General features: G+C 40.1%; 16 protein-coding genes. 10 read left to right on the top strand and 6 right to left on the bottom strand.

Annotated elements, in window-relative coordinates:
* Positions 1-102 precede the first annotated feature (102 nt).
* From ACOI22_RS04060 to ACOI22_RS04050, 3 genes are read left to right on the top strand one after another with little or no spacing between them, the layout of a single operon-like run.
* On the top strand, positions 103-489 hold the full coding sequence (locus ACOI22_RS04060; RefSeq protein ID WP_420670479.1) for a phosphate ABC transporter substrate-binding protein: 387 nt from the start codon (positions 103-105) through the stop codon (positions 487-489).
* Between the two features lie 22 nt (positions 490-511).
* On the top strand, positions 512-1657 hold the full coding sequence (locus ACOI22_RS04055) for a topoisomerase IV (protein ID WP_420670477.1): 1146 nt from the start codon (positions 512-514) through the stop codon (positions 1655-1657).
* 17 nt (positions 1658-1674) lie between these two features.
* A complete protein-coding gene (locus ACOI22_RS04050; RefSeq protein WP_420670475.1) occupies positions 1675-2085 on the top strand; it encodes a phosphate ABC transporter substrate-binding protein in 411 nt (136 codons plus the stop codon).
* Between the two features lie 279 nt (positions 2086-2364).
* On the opposite strand, the gene ACOI22_RS04045 is transcribed toward ACOI22_RS04050, so the two are convergent.
* Together ACOI22_RS04045 and hemN are read right to left on the bottom strand one after the other, a co-directional pair.
* Positions 2365-2736 (bottom strand): hypothetical protein, encoded by a 372-nt coding sequence (locus ACOI22_RS04045; RefSeq protein ID WP_420670473.1) that lies wholly within the window; start codon positions 2734-2736, stop codon positions 2365-2367.
* A 116-nt stretch (positions 2737-2852) separates the two neighbouring features.
* The gene (gene hemN, locus ACOI22_RS04040) at positions 2853-4205 is read right to left on the bottom strand and encodes an oxygen-independent coproporphyrinogen III oxidase (protein WP_420672306.1); all 1353 of its coding nucleotides are present in this window, start codon (positions 4203-4205) and stop codon (positions 2853-2855) included.
* Positions 4206-4409: 204 nt separating this feature from the next.
* On the opposite strand from hemN, the gene ACOI22_RS04035 reads away from it, so the two are divergent.
* From ACOI22_RS04035 to ACOI22_RS04025, 3 genes are read left to right on the top strand one after another with little or no spacing between them, the layout of a single operon-like run.
* Positions 4410-5078, top strand: coding sequence for a histidine phosphatase family protein (locus ACOI22_RS04035; protein WP_420670471.1), 669 nt, complete (start codon positions 4410-4412; stop codon positions 5076-5078).
* A gap of 21 nt (positions 5079-5099) precedes the next feature.
* A complete protein-coding gene (locus ACOI22_RS04030; protein WP_420670468.1) occupies positions 5100-6332 on the top strand; it encodes an acyl-CoA dehydrogenase family protein in 1233 nt (410 codons plus the stop codon).
* Between the two features lie 6 nt (positions 6333-6338).
* The gene (locus tag ACOI22_RS04025) at positions 6339-7313 is read left to right on the top strand and encodes an NADPH:quinone oxidoreductase family protein (protein ID WP_420670466.1); all 975 of its coding nucleotides are present in this window, start codon (positions 6339-6341) and stop codon (positions 7311-7313) included.
* A 107-nt stretch (positions 7314-7420) separates the two neighbouring features.
* Here the strand turns inward: ACOI22_RS04025 and ACOI22_RS04020 are convergent, their stop codons facing one another.
* The 3 genes from ACOI22_RS04020 to ACOI22_RS04010 form a co-directional block, all read right to left on the bottom strand.
* Positions 7421-7813, bottom strand: coding sequence for a DUF3718 domain-containing protein (locus ACOI22_RS04020; RefSeq protein ID WP_420670464.1), 393 nt, complete (start codon positions 7811-7813; stop codon positions 7421-7423).
* Positions 7814-7945: 132 nt separating this feature from the next.
* Positions 7946-8710, bottom strand: coding sequence for an SDR family NAD(P)-dependent oxidoreductase (locus ACOI22_RS04015; protein ID WP_420670462.1), 765 nt, complete (start codon positions 8708-8710; stop codon positions 7946-7948).
* Positions 8703-9647: a haloalkane dehalogenase gene (locus ACOI22_RS04010; RefSeq protein WP_420670460.1), complete on the bottom strand. Its 945-nt coding sequence runs from the start codon at positions 9645-9647 to the stop codon at positions 8703-8705. The genes ACOI22_RS04015 and ACOI22_RS04010 overlap by 8 nt, the downstream gene beginning before the upstream one ends.
* 230 nt (positions 9648-9877) lie before the next feature.
* Between ACOI22_RS04010 and ACOI22_RS04005 the strand changes: the two genes are divergently transcribed.
* On the top strand, positions 9878-11980 hold the full coding sequence (locus ACOI22_RS04005) for a 3-hydroxyacyl-CoA dehydrogenase NAD-binding domain-containing protein (RefSeq protein ID WP_420670458.1): 2103 nt from the start codon (positions 9878-9880) through the stop codon (positions 11978-11980).
* A gap of 34 nt (positions 11981-12014) precedes the next feature.
* Entirely contained in the window at positions 12015-13814 is a 1800-nt protein-coding gene (locus tag ACOI22_RS04000; protein ID WP_420670456.1) for an acyl-CoA dehydrogenase C-terminal domain-containing protein, read from the top strand.
* A gap of 92 nt (positions 13815-13906) precedes the next feature.
* On the opposite strand, the gene ACOI22_RS03995 is transcribed toward ACOI22_RS04000, so the two are convergent.
* Positions 13907-14809: a LysR family transcriptional regulator gene (locus ACOI22_RS03995; RefSeq protein ID WP_420670454.1), complete on the bottom strand. Its 903-nt coding sequence runs from the start codon at positions 14807-14809 to the stop codon at positions 13907-13909.
* Positions 14810-14934: 125 nt separating this feature from the next.
* On the opposite strand from ACOI22_RS03995, the gene ACOI22_RS03990 reads away from it, so the two are divergent.
* Both ACOI22_RS03990 and ACOI22_RS03985 read left to right on the top strand, forming a co-directional pair.
* On the top strand, positions 14935-15378 hold the full coding sequence (locus ACOI22_RS03990; protein WP_420670452.1) for a MaoC/PaaZ C-terminal domain-containing protein: 444 nt from the start codon (positions 14935-14937) through the stop codon (positions 15376-15378).
* A 216-nt stretch (positions 15379-15594) separates the two neighbouring features.
* Entirely contained in the window at positions 15595-18279 is a 2685-nt protein-coding gene (locus tag ACOI22_RS03985; RefSeq protein ID WP_420670450.1) for a TonB-dependent receptor plug domain-containing protein, read from the top strand.
* Positions 18280-18291 lie beyond the last annotated feature (12 nt).

The raw sequence follows: 18291 nt of genomic DNA, 5'->3' as shown, positions 1-18291 counted from the left end.
TATTAGTTTGCATACCTAAGTTCAAAAATGTATTGGTATCATCTGCGCAAATTGTTAAGAAGGTATATTATGTTTTTGAAAAAATTAATGCTTGGTATATCAATGACGTTAACTCTATCTGCTATGGCAAGTGCAGAGTTAGCAGTTATTGTACATCCGTCTAATGCGTCAGCACTGGACAAAAAGGCGGTCCAAAAAATATTCCTAGGGAAAGACACAAAATTTAGTAGTGGCACTGCAGCAACCCCTATTAACCTTGGCACGGATAACGCTACAAGAGGTTCTTTTGATGAATCGATTGTGGGCAGAAGTTCAAGTCAGGTTGCAGCGTACTGGTCAAAACTAGTATTTACCGGAAAAGGTGTTCCGCCTAAAGAAGTTAGCACTGATGCAGAAGTTATTGCACTCGTAAGTGCAAGCGAGCAAGCCATTGGATATGTGGATGCTAGCTCAGTCAATGACTCTGTAAAAGTCGTGCCATTAAATTAATTCCCAATACAAAGGTCTATCTATGAAAAAATTATTACTTGCATCAGCTGTTGCAGCCTCTTTTGTTTCTACTGCAGCTTACGCTGACACTCGCATAAACGGTTTTGCCAATTTTACTGCTGGTGTGGCTTTAGATGAAAACGAAGTTTACGGTTATGACGAAGACATTGATTTCAATCAGCATAGTTTGTTTGCTATTCAGTTAAGCAGCGACATTAACGATAAAGTTTCAGCTACGGGCCAAATTATTGCTCGCGGTAGCAATGATTTTGATGCTAAATTTGAGTGGGCGTACTTAACCTACAAAGCTTCAGATAATTTAAGTGTTTCTGCGGGTCGTTTAAGAGCACCGCTATTTTTATACAGTGAATCATTAGACGTTGGTTACTCTTACCATTGGGTAGATGCACCTCAAACTGTTTATGACATTGTTTTCAATAATTTAGATGGTATACGTCTCGACTACAATACCTATGCAGGTGACTGGGAGTTAGGTGCACAATTTGCTTTTGGTGTTATTGACAATCCAGATATTGGCCCAGCAAGTGACGGTAGTGCTAACGCATTTAAAGGCAACAACACTATAATTGTTACCCTTAATGCTGGATATGAGTCTTTCAAAGGTCGCGTAGTTTATGGGCAAACTTCAGCTTCGGGTTCATTTGCAGATGTTGATACGCTTCTTGCTACATTAGAACAAATTTCTCCAAGCTTCGCTGATCAAGTAGAAGTAGATGACGACACCGGTCAGTTTTTCGGCGTAGCGTTAAGTTATGACAACTTTGATTGGTTTGTGAATGCTGAGTATACCTTAGTACAAAATGAGGACGTGTTTTTCCAAGATGATGCAGCTTATTACGTTTCAGCAGGAACGCGCATGGGTAAACTTACACCATCAATTACCTATCAACGCCGAGATGGTGAAGATGGTTACCACTATACTGACCAAATTGCAGCACTTCCTGCCGCTTTTCAAGCAGCGCTTGGTCCAGTAATTGTAGGCTTAGAAGAGTCTCAGTTTGAGGACTACAGCATGGTGAGCCTTGGTCTGCGTTATGACTGGAATACTCAAATTGCACTTAAAGGTGAAATAGTTGCCTTTGAAGACCGTTTAGACGGTGATAACGATACGACTATGTTCCGCCTTGCAGTTAACTACGTTTTCTAAATAAAGGACCATCAATAATGTTGAAAAAAACTTCACTTATAATGGGTTTAATGATGGCTGCGCAAGTTGCTTATGCTGAAATTGTAGTAGTTGTGCATCCATCTAACAGTAACGCCATTGATAGCAAACTTGTACAGCGTATTTACTTAGGTAAAGAAGATAAATTTGCTGATGGCACTGAAACAATTGCGGTTAACCAAAATGTTGATACGAGTATTCGTCAAACTTTTGATGAGAGCATCGTAGGGCGTAGTTCAAGCCAAATAGCTGCGTATTGGTCTAAACTTGTATTTACTGGTAAAGGCATTCCACCAAAAGAAGTAGCTAGTGACGCAGAGGTTATTGACCTTGTATCTAAAAACCCGAACGTAATTGGGTATATTGATAGCGCGTCAGTAACGGGTGATGTGAAAGTAGTCGCACTTTAAAAGATATAGCTAAACTGCATTAAATCAGTGCATCAATTAACTTTGTTGCACGAAATAGGTTTGATAAAGCGGTTTAGCTTTTTTTTATTCTGTAAGCTTTTGATATTTAAACACAATAAATGTTGGTAGGGTTTTTGCTTTATGAATATTGTTGTGTGTGCTTTGAAGGTTACATTAGTGACTCTCAAAGGCCTTTTCGCTACCTAGCCTGTTTGTGTCCACAGGCTTAGGTAGCGTTTTTCTTTTCTCGTTTAATATAAATCCACGCTGTTAAGCTTCTTACTTCACATCTGAAAATTCAAATAAAGACTTACTCTCATTCATATTTTGCTCAAGATTGTGAATTCTAATTGCGCGGGTTACTTTTAATTGGTTTTGTTCAGTGCACAAATATTCTTTTGCACTAATGTAATGCTGCTTATGGTTGAAACAGGCAAATTGATCAATCGAAATATAATTCACCCAACCTATCACATCTCCCGCTGATATGATTTTACCAAGTGCGTCAAAAAGCTTTTCATTTAAGGTAACACTTGCACCGAATATAGGCTTATCGCTCACGCCTACAGAATTATGTTCATCTAACATTAGTTTAAGAGTAGGGCGCTTCTTGCCAGTGTATTTAATCACATTATTTGTTTGATTAAGCATTAAAATAAACCCCTCATATTAATAAAGCTGCATGTGACGCGGTATATAGTTTCACTGCACCTTAAATAAGTCTGTCTGATAAAAACAACAGTAAAGACTGATTCGGTTGACGTATTTTAAATCACTCTAGAGTATCTCACTTGATGCATGGGCTCTTGAATGTATTGATCGAAATTCATGCAAATATTACGGACTAACAAGCGCCCTCGGGGGTGAATGGTTAAATTCCCTACATTGTTGCTTATTAAATTGTCATCAATGTATGGCCCCAGTTGGCAAAGACTTTTTGCAAAATAGTCATCAAAATCAAGTTTATATTTTTCTGAAAATTGCGCTTTATCCACAAAAAAGTTACACATTAGTTGATGGATTAATGCGCGGTGTATAATATCGTCAGAATTTAAAACCACTCCTTTTTCTATCGCCGATGTTTCTTTATCTATTGCCGTGTAATATTCACTTAACTTTTTAAAGTTTTGTGCATAGGAATTTCCCAAATTACTAATAGATGACACGCCTAAGCCTAAAAGAGTGCTTGCTTGATCAGTGGTATAACCTTGGAAATTTCGCGCGAGGGTTTTATTTTCTGCAGCAACACTTAATTTATCATTTGGTTTAGCGAAGTGGTCCATGCCAATATAAACGTAACCTTGTGCTACTAGTTCGTTAATAGCTGTTTGAAAGAGGGCAAACTTTTCATTTGCTTTTGGAAGCCATTCATCTTTTATTTTACGTTGCGCCGCAAACAGCTGTGGCATATGCGCGTAGCTAAACAAAGATATCCGGTCAGGGTCCATGTGCTGAACTTCTTGCAGCGTGTCTAATAGAGTGGTTTGACTCTGCCCCGGTAACCCGTAAATCAAATCTATGTTGACCGAACGAAACCCTAGGGTTTTAGCCTGCTTAATAATAGATTTAATGAATTGGGTACTTTGTACTCGATTTATTTTTTCTTGGACATCTTTGTTTACATCTTGAACCCCAATGCTAATACGTGTAAATCCCATAACATATAAGTCGTTTAAATAGTTAGCGGGAAGTTCTCGTGGGTCTATTTCAATGCTTTTTTCACAAGCACTATCCACCTTAAATTGTTGCTCTATAAATACCATTAAATGAAATAATTGTTCAGGCTCAAGAAAGCTTGGTGTGCCTCCTCCAAAATGAATTGCATCAACGGTGAAACCTTTAAACTGTTTTGAACGGTGGCTAATTTCTTTCTTTAAATACTTTAAATAGGTGTCAATCTTGTCTTTATTGCGTGTCACAATTTTATTGCAGCCACAGTAATAGCAAAGCGAATGGCAAAACGGGATATGCAAGTAAAGTGAAAGCGATTTTGATTCTGCAGATTGTGCGATGTTTTTAATACTGCCAGTAAAATCACTCTCGGAATAATCGCAATTGAAAGAAACCGCAGTAGGGTAGGAAGTATATCTAGGGCCAGCGGTATTATATTTATTTAACATGGCGCTATCGAAATAGTCAGATATGGTCATATAGTTAGATCACCTTAAAACAAGTAGAGCAAGTGTAACTAACTAAACTACGAGCTACTTTGATCTACATTAAGGTTTTCGATGTTTCTGATTGATGGGACTATATCAACATAATCAATTACCATTATTCATGCAAAAGCATTAACCTATTTTTAACAAAATAAGGAATAATGCATGGCCCAATTGTTTTTAGTTCGACACGCACAAGCTTCATTCGGGGCAGCTGACTACGATAATTTAAGTGAGTTAGGTCATTTACAATCTAAATTACTAGGAAACTACTTTTCAGAGCGTGATATTCAATTTGATGCAACCATAACCGGAAGTATGAAGCGTCATATTCAAACCAAAGAAGGAATTTTGGCTAGTACCCAAATTGGCTCCGCGCATATTGATGAGGGGTGGAACGAATTTGATTTTGACAATATAGTCCGCGCTTATTTAAGCATTTTTCCAAGGCAAAAACCTGATGAAAAAGCGCCGCGTAGCGAATGGTACAAAGTGCTTCGAAATGCCATGCAGGCTTGGTCCGAGGGGAATTTACCCTCTTACAAGGGAGAATCGTGGGCTGAATTTGTAGGCAGAGTAAAAGATTCAGCACAAATGATTCAAGAAAGCTCGCATAAAAATGTACTTGTCGTGACTTCAGGCGGGGCGATGGCCATCTTCTTAATGACGCTACTAAAGTGTTCGGTTGCGCAAGCAATAAACTTTAACTTACAAATTAAGAATACCAGTGTGAATCAATTTTATTTTAATAAAGGCGGATTTCAATTGAGCAGCTTTAACAACGTTCCTCATTTGGACAAGCCCTTGCATATGTCTAAGATTACCTATAGTTAATTACATAACAAGGAGACTGTGATGAACTTCGATCATAGCACCAAAACTCAAGCACTCATGGATAAACTCACTCAATTTATGGAGAAAGAGATTTATCCCGTTGAAGAGCAGTATCATTCGCTTGTCGCTAATAGTGACGATATGTGGCAAAGCCCCGAGCTTATGGAAACCTTGAAAGAAAAAGCGAAAGCGCAAGGTTTATGGAATTTATTTTTACCTGAAGAATATCTTCCTTATGGCGCAGGTTTAACCAACCTAGAGTACGCGCCATTGTGCGAAATAATGGGGCGTGTATTATTTAGCTCAGAGGTGTTCAACTGCAGTGCCCCAGATACAGGCAACATGGAAGTGTTGTCTAAATATGGAAATAAAGAACAGCAAGAGCAATGGCTAGTTCCCTTGTTAGAAGGTAAAATTAGGTCAGCGTTTGCTATGACAGAGCCTGATGTAGCGTCATCAGATGCAACTAACATTGAAACGAGTATTGTTGATGATGGAGACAGTTACCTCATCAACGGACGTAAATGGTACACCAGTGGTGCAATGAACAATAATTGTAAGATACTTATTGTTATGGGCAAAACCGATACCAGTGCGCCGCGTCATGCTCAGCAGTCTCAAATTCTTGTACCAATTGACACTAAGGGTGTTACGGTCGTTAGGCCTATGTCGGCAATGGGATATTTAGATGAACCTATTGGGCACGCTGAAGTGTTATTTGAAAATGTACGCGTACCTAAAGCTAACTTATTATTGGGCGAAGGGCGTGGCTTTGAAATAGCGCAAGGACGTTTAGGCCCAGGTAGAATACATCATTGCATGCGTTTAATTGGTTGCGCACAGCGCGCGCTAGATTTAAGTTGCGAGCGAGTTGAGCAACGAATAGCTTTTGGCCAGCCATTAAGTAAGCAACAATCAGTCAGAGAAAGTATTTCGCAAATGTACTGTAAAATAGAGCAAGCTCGTTTATTAACCCTTAAAGCGGCTGATCATATGGACAAGTACGGAAACAAGGTGGCTAAAAACATTATTGCCGCGATTAAAATTGTGGCACCTAAAATGGCTTGCGAAGTTATAGACGAAGCTATTCAATTGCATGGGGCTTACGGCACCTCACAAGATTCGATATTGTCGGCAACGTTAGCTTATGCGCGAACCATACGTCTTGCCGATGGACCAGACCAAGTGCACATGATGCAGTTGGGCAAAAACCTAATTATTCAGCAAAATGAACAAAATAAAAGAGGGGTATAAGCAAATATGAAAGCAATAGTGTGTAATGAGTTTGCACCTGTATCTGCACTTAAATACGAAGATGTACCCAATCCAGTCGCAAAAGCTGGCATGGTGGTGGTAGATGTTCAAGCTGCCGGTGTAAATTTTCCTGATAGCTTGCTTGTGCAAGGCTTGTATCAAATGAAGCCGGAAGTACCTTTTATTCCTGGTAGCGAAATTGCCGGCGTAATCAGCGAAGTGGGGGCTGACGTTCCACATTTACAGGTAGGCATGAAAGTCATAGGTATAACCAATCTGGGTGGGTATGCTGAAAAAGTCGCTATTCCTATGAACCAAGTGATGCCAATTGGCGATGCGATTCCATTAGATGAAGCTGCTGGTTTAGCCACAGCGCATGCCACTGCTCATCATGCCCTTAAACAGCGAGCACAGTTGCAAGAGGGTGAAACATTGTTAGTTACTGGCGCTGCTGGCGGCACTGGTTTAGCCGCAGTGCAAATTGGTAAGATAATGGGCGCTAAGGTAATTGCCGTATGCTCAAGTGATGAAAAATGCCAAGTAGCTAAAGATAATGGAGCGGACATTACTATTAATTACTCTCGTGATGATTTAAAAGATACGGTTAAATCGCTCACCAAGGGTAAAGGTGTAGACGTTGTATATGAGTGCGTTGGCGGAGATACTTTTCATGCTTGCTCACGCGTAATGGCTTGGGCGGGCAGATTGCTTGTGATTGGTTTCGCTGGCGGTGAAATTCCCAAATTTCCAGTTAACTTATCATTAGTTAAAGGGTTTTCAGTAGTAGGGGTTTTTTGGGGATCGTTTACGCAGCACCAACCTAAAGACTTTATGGCTAACATGAAAGAACTTGTAACCTGGTATGCGCAAGGTAAAGTAAAGGTTGTTGTAGATCAGTCATTTGCGCTAAAAGATGCTGTAGAGGGAATTGATAAAGTAACCTCTAGGTCAGTCAAAGGTAAAGTGATACTAAAGCCATAGGCTATTTAACATTCCGCACAAAAAAAATGACCTCCGGCGAAGGAGGTCATTAAATGGCAAAGCTGCCTTTGCCTACCATGTTGAACTGGTTATCAACAACATAAAACTTAAATTCTTTCCGCTACTACTTTTGCTACAGCGTTTTCATTCAATCCATTTTCACTGATCCAAGCTTGCAATGTTTTACCGTCTTGTTCAGGTTTTGCTAAGTGCTTTTTTGGCATTTTTTTCACCAACAAAGTGCCTGCATCTACAGCGTCGTTTAAAATAGCGACGCGTATAAGGCTTTCACCACCACAGCTAATGCCGTTGTAATAGTCGCGTAATTTTAAATCAAATTCAGAACGAACAGATTTCATTTTTTTTCTAAGTTCACCTTTGTCATTTGCTTTAACTATTGCACAAATGTTTGCTAATGATTCAGCAACGTCAGCTTTAACTGGATTAGCTGCTAATACCGCTAGCGTGATAAAAGATGAGGTAAATAATTTTTTCAACATGTTATTTCTCCAAACCGTTTTAAGTACGGGATTGAAGATACATCAAAAATAGAAGGTTTAAAGCGCATCGAACAATACTTAAGTATGACTCAATATACACTCAATGGTATTGACTCAATGCGTTCTATAAAACTACCAGGCAGTAACACCACCATCAACTGCGATTGTTTGGCCATTCATGAACGAATTACCCGGAGATAGCATTAACACCATAACGTTAACGATTTCATCAATGTTGCTGATTCTTTTCATAGGGCTGCCAGCTCCTAATTTGCGTTTATCTTCTTCACTCTCCAAACCTTCAATTTTCATAATATCGGTAGGGCTGAAAAAAGGACAAATCGCATTTGTACGGACATTGTATCGAGCGTACTCAACAGCCGCGGTGCGTGTTAAACCTACAACAGCATGTTTAGCTGCTGAATAAGCACCGCCTTTTGGAGCGCCTCCAATACCGGCTAAAGAGCTTACATTTAATACGTGACCGCTTCCTGATTTTAGCATTGCAGGAATTTGGTATTTCATGCCAAAAGCTACGCCTTTAACGTTTACATCAAATTGCTGGTCAAACATGCTTTCAGTGAGTTCATGGCTTGGTGCTTGTGGGTGGGCTATGCCCGCGTTATTTACGGCAATAGTTAATTTTCCAAACTTTGCAATAGCCGTTTTAACTAAGGAATCACTAGATGATTCTTGAGCTACATTCCCTTCTTGAATCACGCAGTTGTTAGGATGTTCTAATGCATTTTTAGTTTCTTCAAGCCCAGCTAAATTGATATCGCTTAAGACCAGTGAACATCCTCTTTGGTTTAACGCTATTGCGAGAGCCTTACCAAATCCACTTGCCGCGCCAGTGATTATTGCTACTTGATCTTCAAAATTTAATAACTTATCCATTATACTGCCTTTTAATAAACACTACGATTTCTCGCATTAACTCTTCAGCACAATCTTCTTGAAGAAAATGGCCGCCATTTTTCATTATTTTATGTGCTTGCCCTACACATCCGGGTACTAGCTTTTGAAAAATCTTCTCTCCCCCTTTTGTTACCGGGTCGTTGTCGCTAAACAAGGTTAAAAAAGGTTTCTCAAACTGGCTCAATATTTTCCACGCATTAATATTATTTTGCGATTCGGGATCATTAATTGATGTAGGCACTAACATTGGAAACTTACGTGCAGCAGCTTTATATGATTCATCGGGAAAAGGCGCGTTATACGCGTTAACGGTTTCTTCGATTAAATTACTTTGCGTTGCCCTTTGTAAAATACTTCCAATGTCAAAGTTATCTGTAGATTGTGAATATTCTTGCCATTCGAAAAACGCTTCAGGCGCATTATGTTCACCAGTAGGAAGCATAGTGTTGGCCGCAATTACACTTTTAAACATGTGGGGCTTAGCCGCTACCAAGCGTAAACCTAACAGTCCCCCCCAGTCTTGGCAAAATAAATGATATTCACTTATGTTTAACTTTTCTAAAAACTTGCTTAACCAATCTAAATGGCTTGCATAAGTATACGCCGCTTGCTCATCAAATTTATCTGACTTACCAAAGCCAATAAGGTCAGGTGCTATTACCCGTAGGCCTTGCATCTCCGCTAGGGTTATCATATCCCTGTATAAATAACTCCAACTGGGCTCGCCATGCAGCATTAATATTACTGGCGCATCTTTTGGTCCGTAATCAATATAGTGCATTTTCAATGTGTCAAAAGCGTGGCTTACTTTCTTGTCGTCCAGCACTTCGGTGGGGCCTACATTTATGTAATTTTCTTGAAAGCTAAAGCCGGGTAGATCTTTGAATTGAGTAATCGGTGTACGCAATATTTTCATAAGTTATTTTTTAGCACTAATTTTTAACAATGATTTAACATAGTATAGTTCTAACGATAGAAAGATCAATAATTTATCTGAATAGATTCTAATAAGCGCTAAGCGCCATTTATGCGTGTTTTCAATGGTTAATCAAAACTGCTTATTCAGCAATATAACAGCAATAAATTAGTGAGAACGTGCTAAGTGTTTTAACATTTTCTTATCAACTATATAAATAGGTAATTTACATGTCGAATAATGTCATAAAACACACGGTACAAGATGGCGTTTGTATTATAAGTTTAGCAAGCAAGCCCGTTAACGCTTTGTCAAAGGCTGTTAGAGTTGGTGTGATTGAAGCAATGAATGCAGCGTTAAATGACGACTCTGTTGTTGGTATTGTTATATGTAGTGAATTAGCGTTGTTTAGTGCAGGGGCTGATATTTCTGAGTTCTCCGGCGGTGACTTATCTCCTATGTTGCCAGAAGTACTAGCCGTTGTTGAAGGAAGCACCAAGCCCGTTGTAGCAGCTTTAAATGGCGGCGCGTTCGGAGGCGGCTTGGAACTAGCACTAGCTTGTCATTATCGAGTTAGCGTAGCGAAAAATAAAGTGGGATTGCCTGAAGTGCATTTAGGAATTCTACCTGGTGCTGGCGGAACGCAGCGACTCCCTCGATTAGTCGCGCCAGAACTAGCCTTACAGATGATTGTAACCGGGGCACCTACCAAAGTTGAATTGTTGCAGGGTTTGTTTACTTCGCTTGTATCACCAGAAGCATTGTTAAGTACTGCGGTAAATTTAGCAAAAGACGCAGCAGGAAAAAATATCCCAGCAACGTGTAACGTGGCACTTGAAATGACACCGCAATTAGAAGAAATGTTTTCACAAACTAGCGCACAAACAGCAAAACAAGCAAGAGGGTTTTTTGCGCCGCTTAAATGCGTAGAGGCTGTGAAAGCAGCATTTACAATTCCATTTGACGAGGGTCTTAAAGAAGAAGGGCGCTTATTCATGCAATGCATGAAAACGCCTCAAGCCAGAGCACAACAACACTTCTTCTTTGCCGAACGCGCGGCTGCTTCTGTTCCTTCTATTCCTAAAGACACACCAGTACGCGATATTAAAAAAGTAGGAATAATTGGTGGCGGAACAATGGGCGGCGGCATTGCAATGAATTTTGCAAATGTTGGTCTCCCTGTAGTTATTTTAGAATTGGAGCAGGCTGCATTAGACAAAGGCCTAGCGTTAATTCGTAAAAATTATGAAAATTCAGCGAAGAAAGGCAAGTTAACACAAGAACAAGTTGAGCAAAGAATGTCATTGCTAACCGGCACGACTTCTTATGATGATTTGGGCGATGTTGACCTAGTTATTGAAGCGGTGTTTGAAAAAATGGAAGTTAAAAAAGCCGTATTCGAAGCGCTTGATAAAGTATGTAAACCAGGTGCTATTTTAGCGAGTAACACGTCTACCCTAGATGTTGATGAAATTGCAGAATGTACTTCGCGTCCGCAAGATGTAATAGGCTTACATTTCTTCTCACCGGCTAATGTAATGAAGCTGTTAGAAATTGTGCGTAGTAAACATACGGCTAATGATGTCATTAAAACCTCAATGGTGCTGTCTAAAACGATTCGTAAAGTGGGTGTACTAGTAGGCGTATGCTTCGGTTTTGTTGGGAATAGAATGATTGAAGTGTATTCACGTGAAGCCAACAGGCTGGTACTTGAAGGCGTTAGCCCTGAGCGCATTGATAAAATCATTTATGACTTTGGTTTGCCTATGGGGCCTTTTACTATGGGTGACATGGCCGGTTTAGATATTGGTTATTTTGTAAGGCAATCGCGCATAGAATTTATTGCCCATGACCCATCATATTGCACTATTGCTGATGAATTGGTTGAAGCAGGTCGTGTTGGCTTAAAAGCCGGTAAAGGCGTTTATTTATACGAGAAAGGTAGTCGTCAGCCCATTTTTGACCCTAGCATCATGGATATTGCTAAACGCAAAGCTGATGAACTTGGTATTGAGCAACGCGACATATCTGACGAAGAAATAGTGGAACGTTGTATTTATCCACTTATAAACGAAGGCGCTAACATCCTGATGGAAGGTATAGCACAACGTTCAAGTGACATAGACGTAATTTATGTTTATGGCTACGGTTTCCCTGTACATAAAGGCGGCCCAATGCAGTACGCAGACGAGATTGGCCTTAGCAAAATTGTAGAGCGCATGAAGTATTATGAATCAGCTTTTGGTGATTATGGTAAACACTGGTTTACACCGTCACCTTTGTTAGTTGAATTAGCAAATAAAAATGAAACCTTTGCTAGCCACAAGGCTTAAGTAGCAATTGTAAAATTAAAAATAGGTATAAACTATGCAAAATTATAAAGCCCCTGAAAGAGACACTTTGTTCGTAACACAAGAGTTATTGCAAATGCAGTCACATTACGAGCGTTTAGGTTTTGATGAAGTGAGTGAAGATCTTGTCAAAGCGATATTTACCGAAGCGGGTAAATTCTCTAACAATATTCTAGCTCCTATCAACGCAATTGGGGATCAAGAAGGTTGTAAAATAGATGATGGCGTAGTAACTACGCCTACAGGTTTTAAAGAAGCCTACGCACAATACGTTGAGGGCGGTTGGCCTTCAATGTCTCATCCGGAGAGCATTGGCGGGCAAGGTCTTCCATATTCCCTAGCTACATGTATAGCAGAATGGTTTTCAGGTTCGAATCACTCTTGGGCAATGTATCCAGGCTTAAGCCAAGGTTGTATCGAGACCTTGAAAGGCCATGGTACCAAAGAGCAACAAGATTTGTTTTTAGACAAACTCATTGAAGGTTCGTGGACCGGCACAATGTGTTTAACCGAACCGCATTGTGGTTCTGATTTAGGCATGCTTAAGTGTAAAGCCGAGCCAAATGCAGACGGCAGCTACAGCGTTACAGGGACTAAAATATTTATTTCGGCCGGTGAGCACGATATGTCTGATAACATCATTCATATTGTATTGGCTAGATTGCCTGATGCACCAGCAGGAACTAAAGGTATATCTCTGTTTATAGTACCTAAGTACAACCTTGACGAACAAGGAAATGTGGCTGATAGAAACTCTGTTAAATGTGGTTCGATTGAACACAAAATGGGGATAAAAGGCAGCGCTACATGCGTAATGAATTTTGATGGTGCTAAAGCGCACTTAATTGGCCAGGCGAACCGTGGCTTAAACTGTATGTTTACTTTCATGAATGTTGCTCGTATTGGTACCGGTGTTGAAGGTTTATCAGCTACCGAAGCTGCATTTCAAGGGGCATTAGCATACGCGCAAGACCGCGTACAATTTCGTTCAATGTCAGGTGTTAAAAACCCTGAAGGCCCAGCGGATCCTATTATTGTTCACCCTGACGTACGCCGCATGCTACTTACTCAAAAGTCATTTGCTGAGGGCAATAGAGCATTAGCCAACTATTGTATGAAGCTAGTTGATGTAACAAGCTATAGTAAAGACGAAGCTGAGAGCAAGTTAGCAGAATCTAAACTTGCTTTGCTAACGCCCATTGTTAAAGCTTTTTTAACTGAAACTGCTCAGGAAGCGACAAGTTATGGCATGCAAGTATATGGTGGTCATGGCTACATTGCTGAATGGGGTATGGAGCAATTAGCACGCGATACGCGAATTTGTACTATGTATGAGGGAACTACCGGAATCCAAGCAATTGACTTACTTGCTCGTAAAATTATGGGTTCTAATGGCGAACTGCTAAATATTTTTGCACAAGAGATCAAAACATATTGTGCAAAAGTACGTGACGAATCACAGTTTAAAGCATGGACCAATGCGATTGATTCACATGTTGATGAGTGGTTACAACTTACCAAAGACATTGGCATGTCGGCAGCTAAAAATCCAGATGAGCTAGGCGCAGCGTCAGTTGATTACTTGATGTACTCAGGCTATGTAACCGTTGGGTATTTCTGGTTGCAAATGGCCGTTGTAGCGCAACAAAAGCTAGATGAAGGCACAAATGACGAAGCGTTCTATCAAGCTAAAATTCATACGGCTAAGTTCTATTTTGATCGTATTCTTACCCGCACTCGCTCGTTAGTTTCATCAATCCACAGTGGTTCAGAAAACCTAATGGCTATGAGTGAAGACTTATTTAAAGTAGGTTAATAAGTTAAACTCACCACAAAAAAAGCGAGCATATGCTCGCTTTTTTAATGTTTATATTAGCGGTTTAAACTAAAACTAAATTAAACGTGTGCTTAGCTTGGATTATAATTTTTTGCCACTTCCGCTATTTGCTCTCTCATCCACTGATGTGCCGCATCGTGATCTGCACTCAAATGCCAATATAAGAAGTATTCAATTGGCGGAATATCAAAGGGTAACTCATACATGGCTAAATCGTAGTGCTTAGCTAAATGGTATGGCATACACGCTATTAAATCTGTTTTGGCAAGCGTACTGGGTACTGCTAAAAAGTGCTGCCCACGCATTACTACTTTGCGTTTTTCGCCGAGTTTATCAAGTGCAATATCAATGGGGCCAGCGCCAGTCATTCTATTTGATACATTAATATGACCAAGCTTCGTAAAATTATCCATCGTTATGTCATTTTGAATAACCGGGTGGTTTTTACGCGCCAGCACTACAAAGCGGTCTTTGGCAATACATTGCTTTTTCAAATGCACATCACTATAAGTCGAAGCATCTGCGAAAAAGTCTAAGTTGCCGCTAGCCATAGAAGATACTACTTTTTGGCGGCTAATTTCGTAGTTCGTTAATGTTATGTTCGGAGCTAGGTTTTGTAAGCGAGCCATTAATCGGGGCATAATGCTTACTTCTAGTAAGTCACGGCTGGCAAAATTAAATGCCTTTGTTGAAGTTTCAGGTTCGAATATATGGCTTTGCTGAACACTCTTTCTTAGCAAGCCTAAGGCTTCTCTAGCCGGAACAATAATATTCTGTGCAACAGGGGTAGGTGTCATTGAGTGGCCTGTTCGCACAAACAAAGGGTCATTAAGCATTTCTCGTAATCTTGCTAATGAGTTACTTACCGCTGGTTGCGTAATACACAATACATCAGCCGCTTTTGTTAGGCTGCCAGCTGTGTAAATAGCGTCAAAAACGGCAAAAAGGTTTAAATCGATTCTATGAAGATTCATTTACTGCGGTCCTTAGTAATCTATCACTATTATTAATATTCTATTAACATAATAGTTGAGTTGATGTATTAATCAAATTAATAGTACAAATTACCTTGAATTAATTTAAATTATGGGAAGAAAGCATGAATATTACGCAATTATCTGTGGGCGACGCAATTGAAAACGAAGATTATCTTCAAATTACACAAGCGCAAATTAACGACTTCGCCGTTGCCACCGGTGACCATCAATGGATTCATTTAGACGCAGAAAAGTGCGCAAAATTTAGTCCTTACAAATCCACTATTGCACACGGATTTTTAACAGTGTCTTTAATGCCTAAATTATTCGCCGATTCAATTACCGTAGATCCTAAAACCACCACAATGATCAATTATGGTTTAGATAATTTACGTTTTATAGAAGCGGTTAGGGTAAATGATGAAATTAAATATAAGTTCAGTTTAGTAGAAATTGAAAGTAAATCGACCGGAAACCTATATAAATTTGCAGGTGAGGTACTTATAAAAGGGCGCGACAAACCCGCTTTAATAGGCACTTTCATGACACTAATAATTCCTTCGTAAGTAAATATTAGACTAAATGTTAACTGGTTAGACCATCTTGTTAACTTATGCCACCAAATAAATAACAATTTATTTACAAATGAAAGTGTAAAGCCTACTATCCATGTGACGCTTACGGAAAGTTTAGTAGGTCAACACACTTTTAGTAGTTGAGGATGCGAGAAAACTTTAGGGTTAAAGCATCTGAATGACTACGTCATATTTTGGGGATAATACATGAAGTTTACTGCAAAAAAGACGGTCATCGCCGCATTTGTCGCATCACAATTACTCACCTTACCTTCTTTTGCTAATGCGCAAGAGGAAGCAGAAGACGATTCTGAAGTCGAACTAATCATGGTTACGGGAAGTTTTGTCCGCCGTAGCGAAAATTTTGAATCACCGTCACCACTTGCTATTGTAGATAGTATCGCTATAGATTCTATTGGTGCAAAAAATATAGCTGACATTACACAAACGCTTACCATCAACTCGGGTGCAGAAAATAACCCTGACGCCTTTACGCAAAATGCTACCGCGGGTACCTCAAATATAAATTTACGCGGGCTAGGTGTGGCATCTACCTTGGTGCTACTGAATAACCGCCGCCAAGTAGTTAACTCGCAACCTACTAACGAAGGCCTTAACTTTGTAGACACAAGCTCTCTAGTGCCTATGATTGCCATTGATCGTATGGAGGTTATAAAAGATGGGGCTTCAGCCTTATATGGCTCAGACGCAGTAGCTGGGGTAGTTAACTTCATTACTAAGCGTGAATATGACGGAGCAAAAATAACGGTCGATTATCAAGATGGTGCTCACGGTGACAACAAAGAACATATTTTGCAAGGTTTATGGGGCGCAACGGGTGATAAAGGCAGCGTAATTGCCGCTATTAGTTATACTAATCGCTCACCGCTGTTCTTGTCAGATCGTCGCTTAAGTCGTCCTCAGGATGATACTAGTGCTTTGGGGAACCCAGGTACATTTTTTATTGGTCCTTTGCCTATAATCGATCCAACTGGCTGTGAAGAATTTGGTGGTTATCCAAACCCAATAGAGGCTTTACAAGCATTTACGCCTTTTGAAGAAGGTACTTGTGGCTTCGATTTTGGTTTGGGTTACTCTTATGTACCTGACGAAACACGTATTAACGCATACTTTAAATCAACTTATGACATTAGTGATACTATTGTATGGACCAATGAAGTAAGTATGGCAAGGAACCGCGCTGAACGTGGCGGTGCGCCAAGCTTTCCTAACTTAAGAGGTCCTATTGTTCCGGCTAGCCATCCAAACAATGTATTTGGTATGGATGTTATGTTCTTCGGCCGTGCAGAAGGTAACGGTTTTGACTCAGATCCAGCAAACACAGAGTCAGATACCTTTAGATTTAATTCAGCGCTTACTGGTGAGTTAGACGATGGTTTCTGGGAAATTAGCTACACTAATGCAACGAATGATTTTTTATTCCGTGTTGAAGATGTGCTCAATACCGAATTTAACTTAGCATTGAATGGATTCGGTGGCGCTAACTGTGACCCATCTACAGGTGTTGCAGGCGAGGGCGGCTGTGAATACTTCAACCCATTTGCAACGTCTTATACAACATCACCAAACTCCCAGTATGTGATTGACTCTTTCTCAGCTGACCAAGTCATTGATTCAGAATCTAATTTACAAGTGTTAGAAGCGTTTGCATCACTTGATATATTTGAAATGGATGGCGGGACGGCCGGTGTTGCTTTCGGTCTGCAATGGCGTGATGAAGATTTATCACAAGACTACGACCAATTATCAAACCAAGATAGCTTCTCATTTGTTATCGGCAACCCTGATTTCAGTGATAGCTTAGATGTTTGGGCTGCGTTTACAGAATTAGCTTTACCGGTTAACGATGACTTAGATATTCAAGTAGCGCTTCGTTTTGAAGACTATGGCGGCTCAATTGGAAGCACTTTAGATCCTAAATTTGCTTTTAATTATAGAGCTACTGAAGATTTTTCTTTAAGAGCTTCAATATCAACATCATTTAGAGCCCCTTCAATTTTTATGCAAAACGGCGGTGCAACGAGTTTGCAACAACTTTCTGACCCACTACTGGGCGGAGCAAATGCGTTCGCTGCAGTGCGCACAAGTGGTAATTCTGAACTTACACCTGAAGAATCAACCGCATACAATATAGGTTTCTCATTTGAGCCAATTGATGATTTTTCTATTGAACTTGATTACTGGAATTTTGAGTTTGAAGATTTAATTATTCAAGAAAGTGCACAAGCTATTTTAGCGGCTAACCCGAGTGATACTGACCGAATAATTCGCGCAGGTGACCCTCTAACCGGCCCATTAGTGCAAGTAAATAACACCTATGTAAATGCAAGTTCCTTAACTACCTCTGGTATTGATTTAGTTGCAAGTTATAAAATGGAATCAGATGTTGGAACTTTTGTGCCTACATTTACCATGACGTACGTAACAGAATATGAACTTGATGATCCACAAGCTGGAAAAATTGATGGTGCAGGAAGACGTAACTTTGGCAACATAGGTGTATCTTCACCTGAACTACGCGCTAATGTTGGTCTAAACTGGAAAATGGACGCTTATAGCGCTAACGTGTTTGCACGCTACGTGAGTGCCTACGATGATGACCAAAATTGTTCTGACGCCACCGAGGCAACGGCAACGGGTTGTGCGGTTTCTGGCTTAAAAGAAATTGATAGCCACATGACATTCGACGCACAAGTTAATGTAGATTTAGGTCAAATTTTTGAAACCGAGCAAAACTATTTACTGACTGTTGGTGGAATTAATTTAACCGATGAAAATCCTCCACAAGTGTTTACCAATAGTGGTTTTGATTCAAAAGTACATGACCCTCGCGGACGCCAATTGTACGTTCGTTTAGCCCTTGAGTTTTAGGCTACTTAAGGT

The sequence above is a fragment of the Glaciecola sp. 2405UD65-10 genome, from assembly GCF_048820975.1.
Classification (GTDB): domain Bacteria; phylum Pseudomonadota; class Gammaproteobacteria; order Enterobacterales; family Alteromonadaceae; genus Glaciecola.
The sequence above is the reverse complement of the archived record's forward strand: the minus strand, read 5'-3'. Positions and strand labels throughout refer to the sequence as shown.

Coding starts and splice junctions, on each gene's coding strand:
- ACOI22_RS04060 (WP_420670479.1), top strand. CDS start 103: ATGACGTTAACTCTATCTGCTATGGCAAGTGCAGAGTTAGCAGTTATT.
- ACOI22_RS04055 (WP_420670477.1), top strand. CDS start 512: ATGAAAAAATTATTACTTGCATCAGCTGTTGCAGCCTCTTTTGTTTCT.
- ACOI22_RS04050 (WP_420670475.1), top strand. CDS start 1,675: ATGTTGAAAAAAACTTCACTTATAATGGGTTTAATGATGGCTGCGCAA.
- ACOI22_RS04045 (WP_420670473.1), bottom strand. CDS start 2,736: ATGCTTAATCAAACAAATAATGTGATTAAATACACTGGCAAGAAGCGC.
- hemN (WP_420672306.1), bottom strand. CDS start 4,205: ATGTTAAATAAATATAATACCGCTGGCCCTAGATATACTTCCTACCCT.
- ACOI22_RS04035 (WP_420670471.1), top strand. CDS start 4,410: ATGGCCCAATTGTTTTTAGTTCGACACGCACAAGCTTCATTCGGGGCA.
- ACOI22_RS04030 (WP_420670468.1), top strand. CDS start 5,100: ATGAACTTCGATCATAGCACCAAAACTCAAGCACTCATGGATAAACTC.
- ACOI22_RS04025 (WP_420670466.1), top strand. CDS start 6,339: ATGAAAGCAATAGTGTGTAATGAGTTTGCACCTGTATCTGCACTTAAA.
- ACOI22_RS04020 (WP_420670464.1), bottom strand. CDS start 7,813: ATGTTGAAAAAATTATTTACCTCATCTTTTATCACGCTAGCGGTATTA.
- ACOI22_RS04015 (WP_420670462.1), bottom strand. CDS start 8,710: ATGGATAAGTTATTAAATTTTGAAGATCAAGTAGCAATAATCACTGGC.
- ACOI22_RS04010 (WP_420670460.1), bottom strand. CDS start 9,647: ATGAAAATATTGCGTACACCGATTACTCAATTCAAAGATCTACCCGGC.
- ACOI22_RS04005 (WP_420670458.1), top strand. CDS start 9,878: ATGTCGAATAATGTCATAAAACACACGGTACAAGATGGCGTTTGTATT.
- ACOI22_RS04000 (WP_420670456.1), top strand. CDS start 12,015: ATGCAAAATTATAAAGCCCCTGAAAGAGACACTTTGTTCGTAACACAA.
- ACOI22_RS03995 (WP_420670454.1), bottom strand. CDS start 14,809: ATGAATCTTCATAGAATCGATTTAAACCTTTTTGCCGTTTTTGACGCT.
- ACOI22_RS03990 (WP_420670452.1), top strand. CDS start 14,935: ATGAATATTACGCAATTATCTGTGGGCGACGCAATTGAAAACGAAGAT.
- ACOI22_RS03985 (WP_420670450.1), top strand. CDS start 15,595: ATGAAGTTTACTGCAAAAAAGACGGTCATCGCCGCATTTGTCGCATCA.